This is a genomic window from Empedobacter sedimenti, from assembly GCF_030005555.1.
GTDB classification, from domain to species: domain Bacteria; phylum Bacteroidota; class Bacteroidia; order Flavobacteriales; family Weeksellaceae; genus Empedobacter; species Empedobacter sedimenti.
In genome coordinates, this window is sequence record NZ_JASCQG010000006.1 from 14,514 (window position 1) to 33,697 (window position 19,184).

At 30.9% G+C, this 19,184-nt stretch carries 17 protein-coding genes; 4 read left to right on the plus strand and 13 right to left on the minus strand.

What is annotated here, in order from left to right:
- Entirely contained in the window at positions 1–1,524 is a 1,524-nt protein-coding gene (locus QHG34_RS07240; RefSeq protein ID WP_282629541.1) for a histidine kinase, read from the minus strand.
- Between the two features lie 63 nt (positions 1,525–1,587).
- Complete coding sequence (locus QHG34_RS07245) at positions 1,588–2,217, minus strand: hypothetical protein (protein WP_282629542.1); 630 nt, start codon at positions 2,215–2,217, stop codon at positions 1,588–1,590.
- Positions 2,218–2,362: 145 nt separating this feature from the next.
- Here QHG34_RS07245 and QHG34_RS07250 point away from each other — a divergent pair, with 145 nt between their 5' ends.
- Positions 2,363–2,893 carry a hypothetical protein gene (locus tag QHG34_RS07250; RefSeq protein ID WP_282629543.1) on the plus strand — a complete coding sequence of 177 codons (531 nt, stop codon included), beginning with the start codon at positions 2,363–2,365 and terminating at the stop codon, positions 2,891–2,893.
- Between the two features lie 58 nt (positions 2,894–2,951).
- On the opposite strand, the gene QHG34_RS07255 is transcribed toward QHG34_RS07250, so the two are convergent.
- Genes QHG34_RS07255 through QHG34_RS07285 form a run of 7 tightly spaced genes read right to left on the minus strand, consistent with a single transcriptional unit; the run spans position 2,952 to position 10,501 of the window.
- Positions 2,952–4,757, minus strand: a complete 1,806-nt coding sequence (locus tag QHG34_RS07255; protein ID WP_282629544.1) for a BatD family protein — start codon at positions 4,755–4,757, stop codon at positions 2,952–2,954.
- Positions 4,757–5,608 (minus strand): tetratricopeptide repeat protein, encoded by an 852-nt coding sequence (locus QHG34_RS07260; RefSeq protein ID WP_282629545.1) that lies wholly within the window; start codon positions 5,606–5,608, stop codon positions 4,757–4,759. Before QHG34_RS07260 ends, QHG34_RS07255 begins: the two co-directional genes overlap by 1 nt.
- Before the next feature lie 17 nt (positions 5,609–5,625).
- The gene (locus QHG34_RS07265) at positions 5,626–6,636 is read right to left on the minus strand and encodes a vWA domain-containing protein (RefSeq protein WP_282629546.1); all 1,011 of its coding nucleotides are present in this window, start codon (positions 6,634–6,636) and stop codon (positions 5,626–5,628) included.
- Positions 6,636–7,652 carry a vWA domain-containing protein gene (locus QHG34_RS07270; protein WP_282629547.1) on the minus strand — a complete coding sequence of 339 codons (1,017 nt, stop codon included), beginning with the start codon at positions 7,650–7,652 and terminating at the stop codon, positions 6,636–6,638. The genes QHG34_RS07265 and QHG34_RS07270 overlap by 1 nt, the downstream gene beginning before the upstream one ends.
- A gap of 2 nt (positions 7,653–7,654) precedes the next feature.
- Positions 7,655–8,620, minus strand: coding sequence for a BatD family protein (locus tag QHG34_RS07275; protein ID WP_282629548.1), 966 nt, complete (start codon positions 8,618–8,620; stop codon positions 7,655–7,657).
- Complete coding sequence (locus QHG34_RS07280) at positions 8,620–9,492, minus strand: DUF58 domain-containing protein (RefSeq protein WP_282629549.1); 873 nt, start codon at positions 9,490–9,492, stop codon at positions 8,620–8,622. Before QHG34_RS07280 ends, QHG34_RS07275 begins: the two co-directional genes overlap by 1 nt.
- Before the next feature lie 25 nt (positions 9,493–9,517).
- Complete coding sequence (locus tag QHG34_RS07285) at positions 9,518–10,501, minus strand: AAA family ATPase (RefSeq protein WP_282629550.1); 984 nt, start codon at positions 10,499–10,501, stop codon at positions 9,518–9,520.
- Positions 10,502–10,717: 216 nt separating this feature from the next.
- Here QHG34_RS07285 and QHG34_RS07290 point away from each other — a divergent pair, with 216 nt between their 5' ends.
- Positions 10,718–11,308: a hypothetical protein gene (locus QHG34_RS07290; RefSeq protein ID WP_282629551.1), complete on the plus strand. Its 591-nt coding sequence runs from the start codon at positions 10,718–10,720 to the stop codon at positions 11,306–11,308.
- Between the two features lie 35 nt (positions 11,309–11,343).
- Here QHG34_RS07290 and QHG34_RS07295 read toward each other — a convergent pair whose 3' ends face one another.
- The 3 genes from QHG34_RS07295 to QHG34_RS07305 form a co-directional block, all read right to left on the minus strand.
- Positions 11,344–13,083, minus strand: coding sequence for a hypothetical protein (locus QHG34_RS07295; RefSeq protein ID WP_282629552.1), 1,740 nt, complete (start codon positions 13,081–13,083; stop codon positions 11,344–11,346).
- 12 nt (positions 13,084–13,095) lie between these two features.
- Positions 13,096–14,247: an ABC transporter ATP-binding protein gene (locus QHG34_RS07300; RefSeq protein WP_282629553.1), complete on the minus strand. Its 1,152-nt coding sequence runs from the start codon at positions 14,245–14,247 to the stop codon at positions 13,096–13,098.
- Between the two features lie 477 nt (positions 14,248–14,724).
- Positions 14,725–15,915 carry a phosphoglycerate kinase gene (locus tag QHG34_RS07305; RefSeq protein WP_282629554.1) on the minus strand — a complete coding sequence of 397 codons (1,191 nt, stop codon included), beginning with the start codon at positions 15,913–15,915 and terminating at the stop codon, positions 14,725–14,727.
- Positions 15,916–16,455: 540 nt separating this feature from the next.
- On the opposite strand from QHG34_RS07305, the gene rpiB reads away from it, so the two are divergent.
- Positions 16,456–16,896, plus strand: a complete 441-nt coding sequence (rpiB, locus tag QHG34_RS07310) for a ribose 5-phosphate isomerase B (protein WP_180905532.1) — start codon at positions 16,456–16,458, stop codon at positions 16,894–16,896.
- 232 nt (positions 16,897–17,128) lie between these two features.
- The gene (asnA, locus tag QHG34_RS07315) at positions 17,129–18,133 is read left to right on the plus strand and encodes an aspartate--ammonia ligase (protein ID WP_282629555.1); all 1,005 of its coding nucleotides are present in this window, start codon (positions 17,129–17,131) and stop codon (positions 18,131–18,133) included.
- 135 nt (positions 18,134–18,268) lie between these two features.
- On the opposite strand, the gene QHG34_RS07320 is transcribed toward asnA, so the two are convergent.
- On the minus strand, positions 18,269–19,066 hold the full coding sequence (locus QHG34_RS07320) for a glycosyltransferase family 25 protein (RefSeq protein WP_282629556.1): 798 nt from the start codon (positions 19,064–19,066) through the stop codon (positions 18,269–18,271).
- Between the last annotated feature and the right edge of the window lie 118 nt (positions 19,067–19,184).

The following is a 19,184-nucleotide window of genomic DNA, read 5'->3' on the forward strand; positions in this document are numbered from 1 at the left end:
TTATTGCCATTTTTTGTTTTGTTCTTTCTCGTAAATTTCTTTGGCTTTTCGTTCTTCCCATTCGCTTCCGAATCCAAAGACTTTAATTGCACGTAAAGCAATTGCTAATCCCCAACCTAACATTGGCCAATAAAACCACCAATGTCCGTAGCTCGTAAAATAATTTAATACAAAGAAAAAGATACTCATTACAATGTAAGTTCCGAAATGTGCATAAAATTTCTTCAATTCTTTTGCTCTTTCAATTGCTCGTTGATAAGCTTGTTGTTCGTCTGTATTGTTTTGTGTATTCATAATAGTCATTTTTTGTGTTAATATTGGTATTCTTACTGAAAATAATTGTTCAGTTTTTTCTATGTTAACTTCACGATTAGAAATTAATTGATAACGATTGATAATATTCTTCAGTCCAATTCCTGTCGAATCTTTAATGGTTTCTTTTGGTTGTAAAGTGTTTTCAACAATTAGAAAGTTATCTTTTTTATAAATTTTTATTTTTAATGGTTTTTGTTCCGAAACCACATTGTGTTTTATGGTATTTTCTAATAAAATTTGTAACGAAAGCGGAACAATATATTCTTGATCGGAGAAAGTTGTTTGCTCAATTTCGAAGTCAATACTATTCTCAAAACGAAGTTTTAGTAAACTCACATAGGTTTTAGCAAAATTTATTTCTTCTTGTACTGGGACAACTTCTTTGTCTTTTTGCTCTAAAACATAACGATAAATCTTAGAAAGTGATGTTGTAAAATCTATTGCATTATCTGGATTTTCTTCGATTAAACCTGTTAAAACATTCAAACTATTAAACAAAAAATGCGGATCTAATTGATTTTTTAATGATTCGAATTTTGCTGTTGCTGTTTCAGCTTTTACTGATTCTATATCAATTTTCTTCTCTAATCGGTAACGTCTTTTCTCTAGAAAATAAAAAAAGAAAAGTAAGATTATTGTAATAACGCCGACTAAAATATAGTTGATGTAATTGTCGTAAAAAATAGCTTTGGTAAAAAGTGAATTCACAAATTTTACAAAAACAAAATACAATAATTGCGTGTAGATAATTGCTTTTAGGAAATGAATCGCAATAACTTTTACTGGATTTCCTATTGTTAAATATTGTGCTTTAAACTGATTAAAAACGCCTGTATTAATGAATCCTGCACAAAAACTGAAAACAGAATAACCAATAAAATAAATTATCGCATCCGATTTGAAAAAATCTGTTATCGATACATTATCTGATGTAAAAAATAGTATACAATAAAGTATAAAATTCATTAACAACAAGACTATAACATTCCTTAGAATGGTTTTTCGATCAGATAATAGCAATCCTTTAATGAATTGATAAACGACAAAGCCTAATACAAAGAATTGAGCGAAAAAACCTATAATCAATCCCAAATCATAAGACGACCGAATATTAAAATTCAATTCATGATTGTTAAACACGAATAATAAAATTACAAGTGTAATAATCGTAGAAAAAGCAATGTTTAATATTTTATTTGTCTTATCCATATCAAGCTATTAAATTGATTAGCCAATAAACAACTTCGTTTACAAATTGAAAAATTAGAGCTATCATTTCAAAACAGATTTACACTGATTATTCAACAATGCTTCAGCACGATCTTTTCCCCAATTTGGTTCATTTTTTTTCGGCTTATCTGCGTTAAATAAAGCTAAAGATTTTTTTACATTCACGCAATCTTGTTTAATATCCATTCCACTATAATTTGCAGCATTGATATTGAACTCTGCCAAGCCAAGAACAGTTCTCGGATTAGTAGGATTTAATAATTTTGCCTTTTGATAAGTTGCCAATACTTCTGGGTAATAAATTGCGCCATTTTGCATCGGATTCTGAACAATTTCTGCAGTTAAATACAAGGCTTTCAAATTTAAAATTTCTATATTTTGTGGATTTTGAGCTTCCAAAATTTCCACCATTTCTTTAACGTTAGTCAAAATTTTATCATTTGCTTCTCTGTCTGTAGATTCAAAAACTTTCAATGTTTCTGATAAAGCTAAATAATATTTTGGCAACCATTCTTTAGGATAATCATTTACTAATTGTTTAAAATTAGCTTCAGAAGAATGATTTCCTTTGTTCCATTCTGTTAATGTTTTGCTTAATTCTGTTTCAGCATTTTTTTGTGCAAAAGTTGAAACAGATAATAAAGTTGCGATTGTTAAGAAAATTGTTTTCATAATTGTTTTGTTTTTTGTTGAGTCAAAGGTCTTTCAATCTCAATCAGAAAAGAATTAAAAGTTACCGAATTGTCAAATTTGATAGACGAATTGAAGTTTGGAGTTGTTTTTGAATAATCTTAATACACAACAAAATCAATCAAATATGAAAAAACTCTTTTTAGCTACTATACTTGTAACGGCTTTTGCAAGTAGTACGAACGCCCAAGTAACAGGAAGATATAACCAAGTTGCGTTAACTGCTCCTGATGAATATCGTGATAGTGAGAACGATGTAAACATTGTGAAGGATACTAAATCTTCGAAGAAAATTTGGATAGAAAACTTGATTCCAAACAAAAAAATATACGCCATTTCTTACTTAAATAGTGATGGAAAATCTATTTATACGATTCCGAAACAGTTGGTCGGAAAATATCAAATTAACGTTGGTTGCGTAACTTATGAAGACGAACAAGTAATTGTTTCGGCTAATAATCCGGTTGATTGCGTAGGAATCAGTCAAAAAGATTACGAAAATATTTCTGTCGGAAAAGATGGTGTTTCTGTCGGAAAAACAAAAGTAGGATCAAACGGAAAAATTAGTACAGATGGTGTAAGCATTGATGGAAGTGAGATAAAAGTAAATACAAAAAAATTACTTTCTGGCATACAATATGTTGGGAGAAAAGACTAAAACAACAAAGGCTAATCAAATTTGATTAGCCTTTGTTGTTTTTATATTTTATTATTATTTATTTCCTCATTATTTCTTCGGCAACATTTACTGTCGCTTCATAAACTTCATCTAGATTTTGGTTTAATCCACCAAAAGCATATTTTGCTTGTCTTGCATTATTCAACAACAACTGCCATTGTTCAACAACAGCTTGCTGCGTACCATTTTTTAGCATAATATCTACAATACTTTGGTCTGAGAAATTTGCCAAATCTGTATTCGTTTTACACATCGCCACGTTACACAAAATATTTTCTTGTAATTGATAAAAATCTTTTTGATCAACTTCATTAACCTTCAGTTTTAGCTCTGCTAATCCAGTTGTAACTGAATTAGAATTTATAACAGGTTTCTCGACTAACGTAAATTTCTGCGTTTCAGTTTTTGGTTGATATGCATCAAAATTATTTTGCTCGTTAAGAGGTTTGATTTTAGGTTCAAGTTCTGGTTGTTTCTCTGGCAAAGAATTATTTTTTCTTCTCATTGCAAACAAACCAACAGCACTAGCAGCAATAACACCACCTGTTAACCAAAGCCATCCACTTTTTCCTTCCTTAACGTCATTCGTCATCTCTTCGATTTTGTCCGTAATCATATTATCCGAAGTAGATTCAGAATTATCCGAAGCTAAATCTTTTGGCGCCTTTGATCCTGAAACGGATAAATTAATCGAGTCTGATTTTAAGGTAAAATATTTTTCTTTAACTGGATCGAAATAAGAGAATTCTACAGGCGAAATGGTGTATTCTCCTCCAAAATTAGGAACTAAAACGGTTTGTTCAGCTACTTTCCCTTTCATTCCAGTATCATACGTTTTGTAAGCATCACGTTTTTTAGGCGCAAATTTCTCAAGATTACTAGAGGTTTTAACTTCTGGTAAATTGATGATATTAAAATTTCCTGAACCTACAATTTCTACATCAAAATTTACACTTTCGTTAGCAGAAACTTCTTTTTTATCTACCGAAGTATTCATTTTAAATTGACCAACAGCACCACTAAAGTTCTTTGGTTTTCCTTCTTCTGGTAATGCTTTTGCATTAATTACAACTTTGTTACTTCGCACTTCAACTGGCTCTGCTCCGTATGTTGTTGGCACAATAACATCTACCGAAAAAGGTTCGATTTCTATTTTCCCTGGTTTCTGAGGAAAAACATAATAACGTGCAATTTCTTCAGAAAAATATTGTTTTCCACCTACAATTTCTTGTTTGATATTTTCGGGAGAACTTTTTACAATTTTTGGGCTTAATCCATCTAAATTACCTTGTCTAAAGTTTTGTTTACGATTAAGATAAGATAAATCTTTTACATATAATTTAACAGATAATCCTACTTGCTCATTTACATAAGGATTTGATTTAGATACATTACTTTGTAAAAAAACAGGCTGACTATTGTTACTTCTTAGGCTACTATGTGCCAGTCCAGTTCCTTTTACGACAACATCTACAGGTTTCGATGTATACGTTTTACCATTAATCACAATTTTAGCAGCTCCTATTCGGTATTTACCTTCTTTTTCTCCAACAAAAGCTAAGATAATTCCGTCTTCTATAACTCCTTTTCCGTTAACGTAAGAAACGTTTTGAGAGCGTTGTTCGCCCACAATTTGTAAACCATTATGACTTGGATATTTCATAGGTTTATCAATCGAATAACCATCTGTATTAGATTCGATATAAAAAGCCACACTAAATGCTTCTCCTAAACTGACTTGTTTTTTATCACATTCAGATTTAAAAGAAATTTGTTGTGCTAACGCCGTGATAGACGTTAAGGCTAACAATAAAAAGCTATGATAAACTCTTGCTGTTGTCATTACCAATCCTTAGATGTTGTTGTTCGTTGTTTTTCTGCTTTTTGCTGAATAATTTTACGTTGAGTTTTGGCTTCCTGATCTTGTAATGCTTTCAGTAAACCATCTCCCATACTATTCTTAGCATTATTTTGGTCATCACCTCCTTTATTTCCTTGTTTTATTTCAGGAGATTGATTACTTCCTTGACCTTTATCATTTCCATTTTCGCCACCAGATTTAGGATTTCCTCCTTGATTTTGTTGTTTTTGCTGATCAGATTGTTGCTGTTGCGACTGATTTTGCTTATTCTGTTGGTTATTTTGGTTTTGTTGATTCTGTTTATTTTGTTGTTGATTTTTCTGATCGTTTTTATTCTGTTGATTCTGATCTTTCTTATTATCCTTGTTTTTTGGGTCTTTCTGCTTCTCTTTTTCTTTCTCTAACATTTTCTTTGCTAAAGCATAATTGTATCGAGTTGCATCATCCTTTGGATCACTTTTCAAGGCTTCTTTATAATTATCAACAGCATTTTGATAATCTTTTTCTTGCATAAATGCATTCCCCAAATTGTGATAAGCTAAATGTTTATCACCATTTGTTTTTGAAATTTCAGCAGAACGTTTGTAATGTGTGATACTTTCTTTGTAGCGTTTTTGTTGGAACAACGCATTTCCTAAATTGTAGTTTGCTTTAACAGAAGTAGGATCCTCTATTGCAGCTTTTTTGTAGGCATATTCGGCATTATCAAATTTTCCTTTCTGATAATATTCGTTGCCCTCGATAATGTAGCTTTTCGCTTTTGATTGACTAAAACCAAAAACAGATAAAAGCATTATTCCTAAAAATCCTATTTGTTTTAAAAAGTACATCATTTTACCATACAAACTTACTATTTCTTTTTGTTAAAAATCTTATATTCAGATGTTAATAATTCCACAAAAAGTAGCGCTACTGCAACAGCTAAAAACCATTGATAAATGTGGTTCATATCACGCGTTGTAGAGTTAGCAATTTCGTTTTTATCCAACTTTGCTTTATACATAGAAAGTTCGGATAAAGCATCTTGCGTATTATCTAAATGAATATAAGTTCCATTTGTTGTTCTCGCCAATTCGCGCAGATTTTTATCTTCAAGTTTAGAAATAACAGTACTTCCCGTTTCATCCTTTTTATAATCCTCTGCATAGCCATTGTAGTAAACAGGAATTGGTCCTCCTTTCTCTGTTCCAACACCAATTGTTACAATATGAATTCCGTTATCTTTTGCTATTTTTGAAGCTTGATTTACAGTGTCTTCATTATCTTCACCATCCGAAATTAAGACAATTAATTTACTTGTATTTGCAGAACCTTTGAACGTTTTTGCCACTTCTTGAATTGCATTTAAGTAATTTGTTCCTTGACTCGAAATTAACTCAGTATTAACATTTTGCAAATAACTTTCTATCGCAGCATAATCATTTGTCAATGGAGAAATTGTGTAAGCATTTGCTGCAAACGCAACCAACGAAGCACGATCGCCGCCTAATTGTCCTAAAGTTTCTGTAATTAATTTAGTTGCTTTTTCTAAGCGAGAAGGAGCTACATCTTGCGCATTCATAGAGCTAGAAAGATCTAATAAGAAAACCATATCAATTCCTTCCCGTTTTACTTGCACATCTCGATTACCATACAAAGGATCCATCAAAGCGATTACCATTAAAAACAAGGCAATACAAAATGCTACGATTTTGAATCCATATCGTTTAGAGGAAGTGATAGGAAAAACAAAAGGAAACAACTCTTTGTCTGCAAAGGTTTTCTTTACTCTTTCGCGCCACTGATAAACTGCCATCGATAAATAAATAACGACAACTAGTAAAATCATTAACCAAATATTATTTAAATCTCCCCACTGCATTAGATTAATTCTTTAAAAACTGTTCGACGTAAAATTGCTTCTAACACCAATAAAATAAATGCAGGTAATAAAAAATGTGCAAACAATTCGGTATAATTATAATATTTGACTTCGTTAATTTCTGATTTTTCTAACTTATCAATCTCTTGGTAAATGTCTTTTAAACTTTTATTGTTTGTAGCTCGGAAATATAATCCTCCTGTTTTATCTGCAATCTCTGTCAATAATTTTTCATCAATTTCTACAGGACGCGGCTCAAACATGTAGTCTCCCAACATATCGTACCCAACTGGCATTGGTGCCATTCCATTAGTTCCGATACCTATTGTATATACTTTTATTCCTTTTTGTTCAGCAATTTCTGCTGCTTGTCTTGGCGAAACATACATCAAATCTCCTGAAGGGTTAATACTTTCTACACCATCTGTAATTAGAATAACTACTTTAGATTTTGCTTTACTATTTTTAAGATGATTAACTGCTGTTGCTAAACCAACTCCAATTGCAGTTCCGTCTGATAAACTACCCGAATGTAATAATTCAATTTCTTGGGTCAATACATCACGATCTGTTGTTAATGGAACTCTTGTCAACGCTTCTCCAGAATACTCTACTAAACCAACTCTATCCGTTTTACGACCAGCTGCAAAATCTTTAGCCACATCTTTCAGCGCAGTTAAACGATCTGGTTTCAAGTCACGCGCTAACATACTCAATGATGTATCTACAGTTAATAAAATATCTACTCCTTCGTCTGATTTTACTTTTGTAGTTACATCCACATAACGCGGTCTTGCTAAGGCTACGATGCACAAAGCTATTGCAATTATTCGCATCAAAAATAACAAAGGTTTGTAAGTTGCTAACGAACTTTTAGCCCCACCAAATGCTACTAACGAAGGTAATTTTAAGGATGCTTTTTTCTGGCTTGTTTTACGAATTTCTCTGAATATGAAAAATGGTAAAGCAAGCAATAAGAGCAAGATCCAAGGATTTTGAAACTCAAAATTTAGCATTCCTAATTATTATTAAACTGTTTATATTTTTCTCCTGTTACTTGATCTTTCTTTAGATCTTCGTTTTCCGGAATTTCTAAAGGTTTTACACGATCTACAAATTCTTCTACCCATTTTCGATGTGTTTCATTTGTTGGATCGTCAAATTGTTGTTTCGCAAATTTGACTAAATCTGCATCAAACAAAAATTGTTTAAATTTCTGTACATCTTCTGGTAAAATATCTGGTTTTGTTGCAACATATCTCACCAAATCATCTGATAATATTTCTAAAGCAGAAAAGTGATAAATTCTACCTAAATACCTTCTTACAATAAATGATAACTGTGTATAATATTCTTTTTGCTCACCACGTTTCAAGTATTTTTTAGCATCTAAAGCTTTTAAGCTTGCTTTTGCTTCATCATAAGGTGTTTTATACCCTTTTTCACCTGAAATTTTAGATTTTGCACGAATATATAAGATAATTAATACTATTGCGATGATAAAAAGAGCCAATGCTACAATTCCGTAAATCCAATATTTGTTCCAATAATCGCGCATAGAATATTCTTCTTCCATGACTGGTTTTATTGGAAAAATTGCATTTTTTGTGGTATCAACTGCAATATCCTGAATATCAATCTCAAGCTGTTTTGTAGTTAAAACTTCTCCGTTTTTTTGGATAGAAATTGACGGAATATTAAATTTTCCGGCATCGTATCCAGTCAATTCTAAATGTTGAACAATTTCTGATTTTCCGTCTGTTTTTACAGTATCAATTTTATTCCCTAAAACTTCAATGTGATGACTTAGAGAATCTGTAATCGTTGGAAAAATAATTTTATCTCCTTCTTTGTAATCTACTTTTACTTCGTATTTAATCGGTTCGCCAATTTTGATTGACGTACGATCTACTTTTGGCGTTAAAGTTTGTCCAAAAGAAAATTGAAAGATGAAAAAACTTACTAAAAGCAATAAATTCTTCATTAGGCTTTATGACTTTTAAAGTAATTTAACAATGGGCGAATGTAATCTTCGTCGGTGCGAATACTTAATGCGCCAGAATTATTTTTTTTGAATATGGATTGATAACGTTGATCCAAATCGCGGTAATATTGTGCATATTGTTGACGCAATTTTTTGGAAGAAGTGTCAATCAAACGAATTTCTCCCGTTTCATTATCTTGTACATGAACCAACCCTATGTCTGGAAAAGATTGTTCTTTTTCGTCATACACTCTAATTGCTGTTACATCATGTTTTTTTGCCACAATTCGTAGCGCTTTTTCGTAATCAGAAGAATCAATAAAATCTGATAAGATAAAAACATTGGATTTTCGACGAGCTAAATTCATAAAAGTTTCTAGCGTTGCAGCTAAATCTGTTTTTTTACTTTTTGGTTCGTACGAAACAATTTCTCTCACCATTCGCAAAACGTGTTGTTTTCCTTTTTTTGGTGGTATAAATTTTTCAATCTGATCCGAATATAAAATCAAACCTACTTTATCATTATATGTTGTTGCTGAAAATGCTAAAGTTGCACTTAATTCAGCAATTGTTTCCATTTTAATTTGCTTGCGCGTTCCGAAGTTTTCAGAATTTGAAACATCAACCAACAAATACATGGTTAATTCACGTTCTTCTTCAAAAACTTTTACATATGGTTCGCTATATCGTGCAGTTTTATTCCAGTCAATATTACGAACATCATCTCCGTATTGATAAGGACGAATCTCACTAAAAATCATACCTCTTCCTTTGAATGAACTTTGATATTCACCCATAAAAAGGTTGCTTGCTTTGCGCTTGCTTTTTAGCTCAATACGTTTTACACGTTTGATGATTTCTTTTGCATCCAAAATTTAATTAATTTTTGAGATTGATCTAAGGAACTGGAACTACGTTCAGAATATTATCGATAATTTCTTCTGGCGTTACATTTTCTGCTTCTGCTTCGTAACTAATTCCGATACGGTGGCGCAACACATCTTTTGCCATTGCACGTACATCGTCTGGTATTACGTAAGCACGTTTGCGTAAAAAAGCGTACACCTTTGCAGCTTGTGCTAAATTGATAGATCCACGAGGCGAAGAACCGAAAGAAATCATTGGTACTAATTTTTCTAATCCAACTTTATCTGGAAAACGAGTTGCGAAAATAATATCCAAAATATATTTTTCAATTTTTTCGTCCATGTAAACTTGTTTCACCATTTCGCGCGCATCCAATAATTCTTGAATGGTAATCACTTTTTCAATTTTTGGAAAAGTTTGATTGATTGAGTTTCTCAAAATCAAACGCTCTGCTTCAAATTCTGGATAAGTAATCACCGTTTTGATCATAAAACGGTCAACTTGAGCTTCTGGTAAAGGATAAGTTCCTTCTTGTTCAACAGGATTTTGTGTTGCTAAAACTAAGAAAGGTTTTTGCAATGGATATGTTTCGTCACCAATTGTTACTTGACGCTCTTGCATTGCCTCTAACAACGCAGATTGCACTTTTGCTGGCGAGCGGTTAATCTCATCTGCTAAAACGAAATTAGCGAAAATTGGTCCTTTTTTGATACGAAAATCGTTTTCTTTTACATTATAAATTAATGTTCCCACAACATCTGCTGGAAGTAAATCTGGTGTAAACTGAATACGAGAAAAAGATCCGTCAACAGCATCAGATAATGTTTTGATAGCTAATGTTTTTGCTAATCCAGGAACACCTTCTAATAAAACATGTCCATTACCTAACAAGCCAATCAAAAGACTTTCGATCATTTTTTCTTGTCCAATAATCGTTTTATTAATTTCCGAAGTTAAGCGAGCAATACTTTCGCTTTTCGCTTCAATCTGTTGGTTTAAAAGTTGTATATCCAAAATTTCGTTGAAATTAGTTTTTATAGTTTTGATTCAAATTTCCTCTAAAATTAACAATTACAATTGTATTAGACTTTAAAACTTTCATACAATATTGTTAAACTTTGTTAAGACAAATGTAGTACGTAATACTACTTATAACTATTTATTTTAATAATTTATATAACAGCTATTTAAAAATAATATATTTTTATTCTAACAAAAAAAAAATACACTATGAAGAATTATTTATTGGCTATTTGCTTAATGTTAGGCATTCTATCTTTCGGACAAAAAATTCAAATTTTATCTGGAAATACAGATTTTCTAAAAGATCAAAAAGAGATTAATGTCAAACTTATCTTTGATAATGTTAAGTTTTATGATGAAAATAAGACAGAAGCTGAATATCTAGAAAAGCGCGAAAAAGATGTTTTAGAAAATCCTAAAAGAGGCGAAAAATATTGGAAAGAATGGATTACTAGCTGGAATGAAAGTAAAGATGTTGATTATCTGGATAAATTTATAAAAGGTACATCTAAATCAAAAAAATATAGTTTTGTAAAAGATTCATCAGCTAAATATACTTTAATCGTTAATTCAGAATGGATTTATCCTGGTTATCATGCAGGTATAGTTATAGAACCTGCAAAATTAAGTACTACATTAAACTTTGTAGAAACTGCAAATCCTTCTAATGTTTTACTTTCTATAAAATCTGATAAAGTAAGAGGAACTTCTGGTAAAAATGATTTTGTGATGGAGTATGGTCGTATTGCTTCGGCTTACGAATCAACTGGAAAATTATTGGGAAAAGAATTAAATTAAAAAAAATCCACTCAAAATTGAGTGGATTTTTTTAACTATTCTTCTGGCATTGCTTGCCATTTTTTGTAAAGATTGATGATGAAATAAAAACTTATTAAATATAAAATTGGATTGATGTAGAGATAAAATTCTGCAAACTGTTGTAACATTAATAATTCTTCATTTGTTTGTTTTAAATCATAAACACTTGTTACAGCTTTAGGATCATACAACATTTCTGTTCGCAAATCTGTGTAAAAACTAAGCATCACTATTCCTATAAAAATATTAGTTGCAACAAACCAATTAAGATTAACACCTGTTAATACTTTATATTTTTTGGAACGTAAACCAACTAGTGTAATCGCTATAAATGCAATGTAAAAAACAAATAAAATTATGTAAGGTGAAAATCTTGTATAGCCAATACTTGCTTCGATAGAAATGCCGAAAACGCTTCCTAAAATTGCCAAAATTCCTGCACCAATCAACGAAATTAACCAAACTTTGAACGAACTAAATCTGAACGTAATAATCAAAACTGTAATGATTAAAGCAATTAATAAATAGTATTGAATATACTCTAACCATGTGGAATTGTATTTCGCAAACTCGATATTTTCATACACCTTGTTCAAACTATCTTGGTTGATATAATCATTCAGTTTGTTATCTGGAGCTTGTTTATCATCTAAATAAATTAGTTTATGATCAATAAAATAATACGGATATTGAGGCAAATAATCAATCCAATTTTTATGTTTGAACTGATAACCAATTTCTTGTTTTTTTAGTAAATCGGTATAATTATTCAATAAAATTTCAATAGCTTTTCGATCATTTTTTTGCAACAAAGCAATCCATTGTTTATCATAAAATTGATGATTTAAAGCAGAATCTTTTGGATTTTGAAAAGCCAAAAAACTATAATTATACAAACTTGCTAAGTTAAAATACGTTTGTGGTTTTTCTGAAGCATTTACAGGACTTGCATACGCAACAGAATCTATACCTATTGCAACAGAATCTAAAGCATAAGTAGTTTCTTCTTGAAATGACTCTGTAGATGAATTATTCTTTTTTAAAGGTTGATAAGTTTGATTAAAATAAATTTTAGAATAACTAAATCTTTCGGGAAAATAATCTCTTAATAACGTTTCATATTCAGGATTTCGGAAATACGGCTCCAAAAAAACATCATACGAATCATGTGGATTTGTTATTAAATATTCTTTTTTATTTTTATCATATAACTCTCTTGTTTCCTTTTCCGAAACCAACGAATCAAAAGCTGGAACAGGTAAATTTCTCGAATAATTATCGTACCCAAAACCTGATTGAAGCGTAAAACCTTGCGTTCTGTTAATAATGTCAATATCTTTCAAATATTGTTCTTCGCTCATATAATTTGAAACTCGTAATTTCAGACCAGCTTTGAACGAATTTGGCACATAAAACATTAAAAAGAATATAAAGAATACAGCTAAGAATTCTTTGAACAAATAATTTATTGAGGTTGGATAATTGGATTTGAAACGATTATTTTTAATATAAAAATAAAGCCAAATCACACCTATAATTACACCAATTAACACATAATAAATTGCAATTCCTGAGTTAAAAAACACTTCATAAAGTCCACTTTCTTGCAGCTGAGATTTTTTAGAAAAAAACAAAAAACCATTGATAAATGCAATCAAGTTGAAAATTAAAACCGTCAACAAAATCCAAATAAATTTCAGATTCCAAATCAGTGGATATTTTGTAATTAAAGTTTGATTTATTTTTTTAAACATAGTTAGGTGGTTTTAATTGACAAAAAAGCGACGACTTGATTTCGAAATATCTCGAATATATTTTACGTTCAATGATGATTTTCCTATTTCGGACAGAATCTTATTCATCGAAATTTCATCATCAAAATACGCGATATACGAACCTCCATTGAATTTTATTTGCTTAATTTCGATGTTAGATAAAGCTGTTAATAACTCTTCTTTTGTGTTTTCAACATCAATTTCAACAATTGTAAAATCACCTTCCAACTCATTTGTATCTCCTTGTATTTTAAGCTTTCCTTGCTCCAAAAAGAGAACTTCTGTCGATACCTTTTCAACTTCATACAATTGTTGAGAACTCAAAATAACTCCAAAAGGATTGCGAATAGATTGTGATAAAAATTTCAAATCTTCGAGAATAATTTGTTGCGCCAAAATATCCAAATTCGCCAAAGGTTCGTCTAATAACAAGACTTTTGGACGACGCAATAACGTTCGTGCCAATTCGAATCGCATTTTATAACCAGACGACAATTGTCGCCATTGCAAATCCTTGTACGGCCAAAGCCCCAAACGCGCTAACATCACATTTGCCAACAACCAATTTTCTTCGCTGTAAATATCATAACATGTCAAGGTAAACTGTAGATTTTCCATCAACGAACCATATAAAACTTCTATTCGTTGCGGTACATAAACCAATTTAGTTTTCAGCTCGAAACTAAACGGTTTTGCTTTAGAAAAATGATAATTTATTTCGCCAGAAGTTGGTTTCAATTCACCACAAATCAAACGTAATAAAGTTGTTTTTCCATTTCCATTTTCTCCAACTAGTCCAACAACTTCGCGTGATTTCAAATCAAAAGTAATCGGATGAAGTTTAAAATTTCGACGATGATAAGCTTTTTCAATATTGTTTGTTGATATCAACGTTTCTTCTTTCTGAAAGGGCGGAGGAGAAGCTTGTTTCAACTTTTCTACCAATTGTAAAGCCTGCTTTGTTTTATTTTCGTTCGTAGAATTTTCGGTGTAATAAAGATCCGAATAGGAAATAATCTCTTTGTAAAAAGATTTCTCACCCAAATCCAACACACAATCAATTAATCGGCGATAGCCTAAATCAAGATCATTATGCTGCAAATGACTTTCTACTTCGTTTAGTCGTTGGTTAAATTCATTCATAGATTGATTATTAAATCATTACGAATATAACAATCCTTTTCTACAAATAAAATGGCTAATTGTAGGGAGATTTCAGTTTCAACAATTTTTGATAAACTATCTTAATTACTTTTTAATTTATTATTTATCAGTCTTTTATAATTAACAATTTTGTTTCAAATTACCTTATTCAAACTTAAATTTATCATTATTCACAAACTTTAATAAAGTCTATTCATAACTTCTTAATTCATTTATTTTGAATAATTTACTATTAACAATTTGAGTAATAAACCAAGCTATGAACATTCTTTTTATAACTCGGTTGAAAAGAAGTTAATTCATTAAATAACAATTTATTACTATTAACAATTACCAAATAGAAATAAATTCAGTTTCTCATAAAGTGTGATCCTGAAACGAGTTCAGTATGACTTTAAAATTCACAAAAAAAGCCGAGCAAATGCTCAGCTTCATTTATCTTAAAAAATTGTTGTCTTATTTTAAAATTGCAGCAACTCCTGGTAATTCTTTTCCTTCCAACGATTCTAACATAGCTCCACCTCCTGTAGAAACGTAGCTTACTTTGTCGTCGTAACCAAATTGTTTTACGAATGCAACCGAATCTCCACCACCAACAAGTGAAAAAGCACCGTTTGCAGTAGCTTCTGCAATTGCATCACCTAAGGCAACAGTTCCTTTCGCAAAATTTGACATTTCAAAAACACCTAATGGACCATTCCAAAGAATTGTTTTTGAATTTTTAATCACTTCTGCATTTTGTTTGATTGTTTCATCAGCAACATCCATTCCCATCCAACCGTCAGGAATTTCACCAACATTTGTTACTTGCGTATTTGCATCATTACTGAAATTATCTGCGATCAAATTATCAATTGGTAAGTAAACTTTTACATTATGTTTTTCACATTCAGCTAAAATTTCTTTCGCTAAATCTAATTTATCATCTTCCACCAACGAATTACCTATTTTTCCTCCATTTGCTTTTACAAATGTATACGTCATTCCACCACCAATAATCAAGTTATCAATAACTGGTAAAATATTGTTGATAATTGTAATTTTAGAAGACACCTTTGCACCTCCAAGTATCGCTGTTACAGGTTTTTCTCCATCAGCTAACACTTTGTTAATAGCTGTTAACTCTTGCTCCATTAACAAACCAAAAGCTTTATTTTCTGGAAAAAACTCAGCAATAATTGCAGTCGAAGCATGTGCACGGTGCGCAGTTCCGAAAGCATCGTTCACATAAATATCTCCAAATTGAGCCAATTCTTTTGCAAAGTCTTTGTCTCCAGCTTCTTCCTCATTATGGAAACGAACATTCTCCAATAACAAAACTTGGCCTGATTTTAGATTACTAACTTTTTGTTTCGCATCATCGCCAATAACATCATTTGCAACGATTACATCAACGCCAAGAATTTCTGAAACTTTTGATGCAATATGTTTTAATGAATATTTGTCATTAAATTCGCCTTTAGGACGTCCCAAATGACTCATTAAAACAACAGCGCCACCATCCTTCAATATTTTGTCAATCGTTGGTTTTGCAGCTCTAATACGTGTATCATCTGTCACATTTAAGTTTTCATCTTGCGGAACATTGAAGTCAACACGAATTAATGCTTTCTTGTTTTCAAAATTGTAGTCGTTGATTGTTTTCATAGTTTGTTTGAAATTTGTACTTCACAAAAGTAATCAAAGTTTCATTTTTGATCTCAAAATCATTCAACACAATTTTCAACTATTAACAATTCATAATAATATATATAGTTTAATTAATTTTTAAATTTTAAAAAAAGAAAAATATGTTATTATTATTAGCACTGTTAATATGTGGATAACTAAAGTGAGATAAATTTTATTTAATAGCAATTAACAAGCTATTATTTGTAATTTTGTTTTGTAATGAAAGAGTTAGATATGCTATCAACAATTTATCATTTTAGTTGATAAACAACTTTTGTTAAAAAGAAGTTTTGTGAAAACTATTCATAACGGTGTGTAAATCTTTTATGCCAAAATGAAAACTTTTACTTGACTTGTATTGATTTATTTCTAATTGATTTTTTGAATCAGATTTCCAAATTTTTCTATCGAAAAGTTATTAGATTTATTCAATCATCTTTTAACAACTTGTTACTTTTACTTAACATTTGATTTACAATTATTTAAACAAAAACAACAAAAACACCTGTTAATTAAATGAAAATTGCAATCGGAGCGGACCATGCTGGGTTCGATTATAAGGAGAAATTAGTACCCTTTTTAACAAGTCAAGGGTTTGAGGTTGAGGATTTTGGCACGTTCTCAACAGCGAGTGTTGATTACCCTGATTTTGCACACCCAACGGCACAAGCTGTAGAAGATGGAAAAGCAGATTTCGGAATTTTGATTTGTGGTAGTGCGCAAGGCGTTACAATGACTGCAAATAAACACCAAGGAATTCGTGCTGCATTATGTTGGATGACGGATATTGCCAAGTTAGCTCGTCAACACAATAATGCAAATGTGTTAACTTTACCTGCACGCTTTATTGCGTATGAATATGCAGAGGAAATTGTAAATACATTTTTAGCAACAGAATTTGAAGGTGGTCGTCACCAAGGGCGCGTAGATAAAATTGCTTGTTCATATAACGGATAATTTTATAAATCTAATATAAGATACAAAATCGGTCAATTCGTAAGAGTTGATCGATTTTTATTTTAAAAATTAAATTTAAATCACTTATAAAGTTTAAATATTTAATTATAAATAATATTTTGTATTTAAAATTAACTATTTTTAAACCAATTTAAGTCAATAGTAAATTTATTGATAGAAGCTGTTCTACTTTTACATCAGTTAAAAAAACAAATCATTTAAAGATTAAAAGATGAGCAGAGCATTATTACGTAGAGAACAAGCAATCTCTTTTGTAAAAGAAGAATTTTCGAAAGGATTACAAAAAGAATTAAACATTATTCCAGTTTCTGGACCATTGGTAGTTTTGGATGGAACAGGTATTAATGATGATTTGAATAGTATCGAAAGACCTGTAAAGTTCCCTATAAAATCTTTGAATGATAAAAATGCGGTGGTTGTACATTCTTTGGCGAAATGGAAACGTATTCGTTTGAAAGAATTAGAAATTGAACCAGGCGAAGGAATTATAACAGATATGCGCGCTTTGCGTCCGGACGAAGATTATTCGCCAATTCACTCTATTTATGTGGATCAGTGGGATTGGGAAAAAGTAATTGTTCCACAAGATCGCCAATTGGATTATCTTTTTTCGACAGTAAAATCAATTTATGAAGTAATCAAACAAACGGAGCAAAATGTAGAGGCGAAATATCCGCAATTGAAAGCTGTTTTACCAGAACAAATTACCTTTATTTCATCTGAAGATTTATTACAAAAGTATCCAACATTTACATCTAAAGAACGTGAAAATGCAATTTGTAAAGAATTTGGAGCCGTTTTTATTTATGGAATTGGAGGAGAATTGAGTAACGGAGAATTACATGATGCACGCGCCGCTGATTATGATGATTGGAGTACAGAAAATAGTGCTGGTTTTAGAGGTTTGAATGGTGATATTTTAGTTTGGAATCCAGTTTTGGAATCTGCTTTTGAATTATCCTCGATGGGAATTCGTGTGGATAAAGAAGCGTTGACGAAACAATTAGAAATTAGAGATTCTTTGGATCGTAAAAACTTATTATTTCATTCGATGTTGTTAGATGATCAGTTAACAGAATCTATTGGAGGTGGAATTGGGCAATCGCGTATGTGTATGTTTATGTTGAAATCGAGACACATTGGTGAAGTACAAGCGAGTATTTGGGACGGAAAAGTAAAAGAGAAATTAAAAGAAGAAAGTATCGAATTATTATAAGTAAAAAAGCAGTTTCAAAATTTTTGAAACTGCTTTTTTTTGTATTTTATATCGAAATTAACATTGTTTATAACTGTTGATAAAGGTTGTTAATTTGTTTGTATTCAGTAATTTATTTAGTTTTTAAATTGTTAACTAAGAAATACGTTCGTTTTTCTTTGCAATAAAACTATCATAGAATTTTTTGAAACCATGATGATTGATTAAATAGAAATATTTCGGAAACACACGATTGACTTCATAGCTAATTTGTTTTAATAATTTAGCTTTTTTTAGATTTCGATCAATCTGAATTTGCGTTTCTACTGGCGCTGGTTTCACAAGTGATGGAAGAAGATTGTAAATTCTCAAATCAAATTCCCAAGCATGTTGTAAATCACAATCAATTGGTCGCTGAATTGTAGGAAGTGGAGTTTTAACTTTATTTAAAAACTTCTCCGCAGCCTTTCGTGTCCAAATTGCGGCAATTGTAGTGATCGGAATACTTGTTCCGCAAGCTGCAATAATATATTTTTGGTCAACATCAGCAATTTTGATATGCTTTCGTTTTCCATTAAATAACTTCAAAACATCCCAATGATCTTTTCCTTCTAAATCATCATATTGATTCATCGCTTTCTCGATAGAAGATTTAAAATCATCAACCAAAATAGCATCATCCTCTATAATTACAGCAAACTCATTTTCAGAAGCCAAAAAAGTTTCTAGCGTTTTCACATGACTCAAATAGCAACCGATTTCTCCAGGAACTAAATCACGATCATATTTGTTGTTTACTTTATATGATTTTGAATCAAGTGTTTTGGCATCAACAGCAGAAATTCTTTCGTATGATAAATTACATTTCTCAAATTCGTTTTGCATCAAATCTAATCGTTCCTTCGCACGATCTAAATTAATCAAGTAAGTTTGATAGTTATTTTTTGCTGTCATCTTTGTATAATTAGCATAGCAAAAGTATAAATATTTATTCAGCTGTTCTTGATTGTTTTACTCTTTTGGCTCAATTTTCGCAATAACTCAAAGCGTTACAAATATTCTTATCCTTAAC

Excerpts from the sequence above, each read along its gene's own strand:
- QHG34_RS07240 (WP_282629541.1), bottom strand. The coding sequence starts at position 1,524 with ATGGATAAGACAAATAAAATATTAAACATTGCTTTTTCTACGATTATT.
- QHG34_RS07245 (WP_282629542.1), bottom strand. The coding sequence starts at position 2,217 with ATGAAAACAATTTTCTTAACAATCGCAACTTTATTATCTGTTTCAACT.
- QHG34_RS07250 (WP_282629543.1), top strand. The coding sequence starts at position 2,363 with ATGAAAAAACTCTTTTTAGCTACTATACTTGTAACGGCTTTTGCAAGT.
- QHG34_RS07255 (WP_282629544.1), bottom strand. The coding sequence starts at position 4,757 with ATGACAACAGCAAGAGTTTATCATAGCTTTTTATTGTTAGCCTTAACG.
- QHG34_RS07260 (WP_282629545.1), bottom strand. The coding sequence starts at position 5,608 with ATGATGTACTTTTTAAAACAAATAGGATTTTTAGGAATAATGCTTTTA.
- QHG34_RS07265 (WP_282629546.1), bottom strand. The coding sequence starts at position 6,636 with ATGCAGTGGGGAGATTTAAATAATATTTGGTTAATGATTTTACTAGTT.
- QHG34_RS07270 (WP_282629547.1), bottom strand. The coding sequence starts at position 7,652 with ATGCTAAATTTTGAGTTTCAAAATCCTTGGATCTTGCTCTTATTGCTT.
- QHG34_RS07275 (WP_282629548.1), bottom strand. The coding sequence starts at position 8,620 with ATGAAGAATTTATTGCTTTTAGTAAGTTTTTTCATCTTTCAATTTTCT.
- QHG34_RS07290 (WP_282629551.1), top strand. The coding sequence starts at position 10,718 with ATGAAGAATTATTTATTGGCTATTTGCTTAATGTTAGGCATTCTATCT.
- QHG34_RS07295 (WP_282629552.1), bottom strand. The coding sequence starts at position 13,083 with ATGTTTAAAAAAATAAATCAAACTTTAATTACAAAATATCCACTGATT.
- QHG34_RS07300 (WP_282629553.1), bottom strand. The coding sequence starts at position 14,247 with ATGAATGAATTTAACCAACGACTAAACGAAGTAGAAAGTCATTTGCAG.
- QHG34_RS07305 (WP_282629554.1), bottom strand. The coding sequence starts at position 15,915 with ATGAAAACAATCAACGACTACAATTTTGAAAACAAGAAAGCATTAATT.
- rpiB (WP_180905532.1), top strand. The coding sequence starts at position 16,456 with ATGAAAATTGCAATCGGAGCGGACCATGCTGGGTTCGATTATAAGGAG.
- asnA (WP_282629555.1), top strand. The coding sequence starts at position 17,129 with ATGAGCAGAGCATTATTACGTAGAGAACAAGCAATCTCTTTTGTAAAA.
- QHG34_RS07320 (WP_282629556.1), bottom strand. The coding sequence starts at position 19,066 with ATGACAGCAAAAAATAACTATCAAACTTACTTGATTAATTTAGATCGT.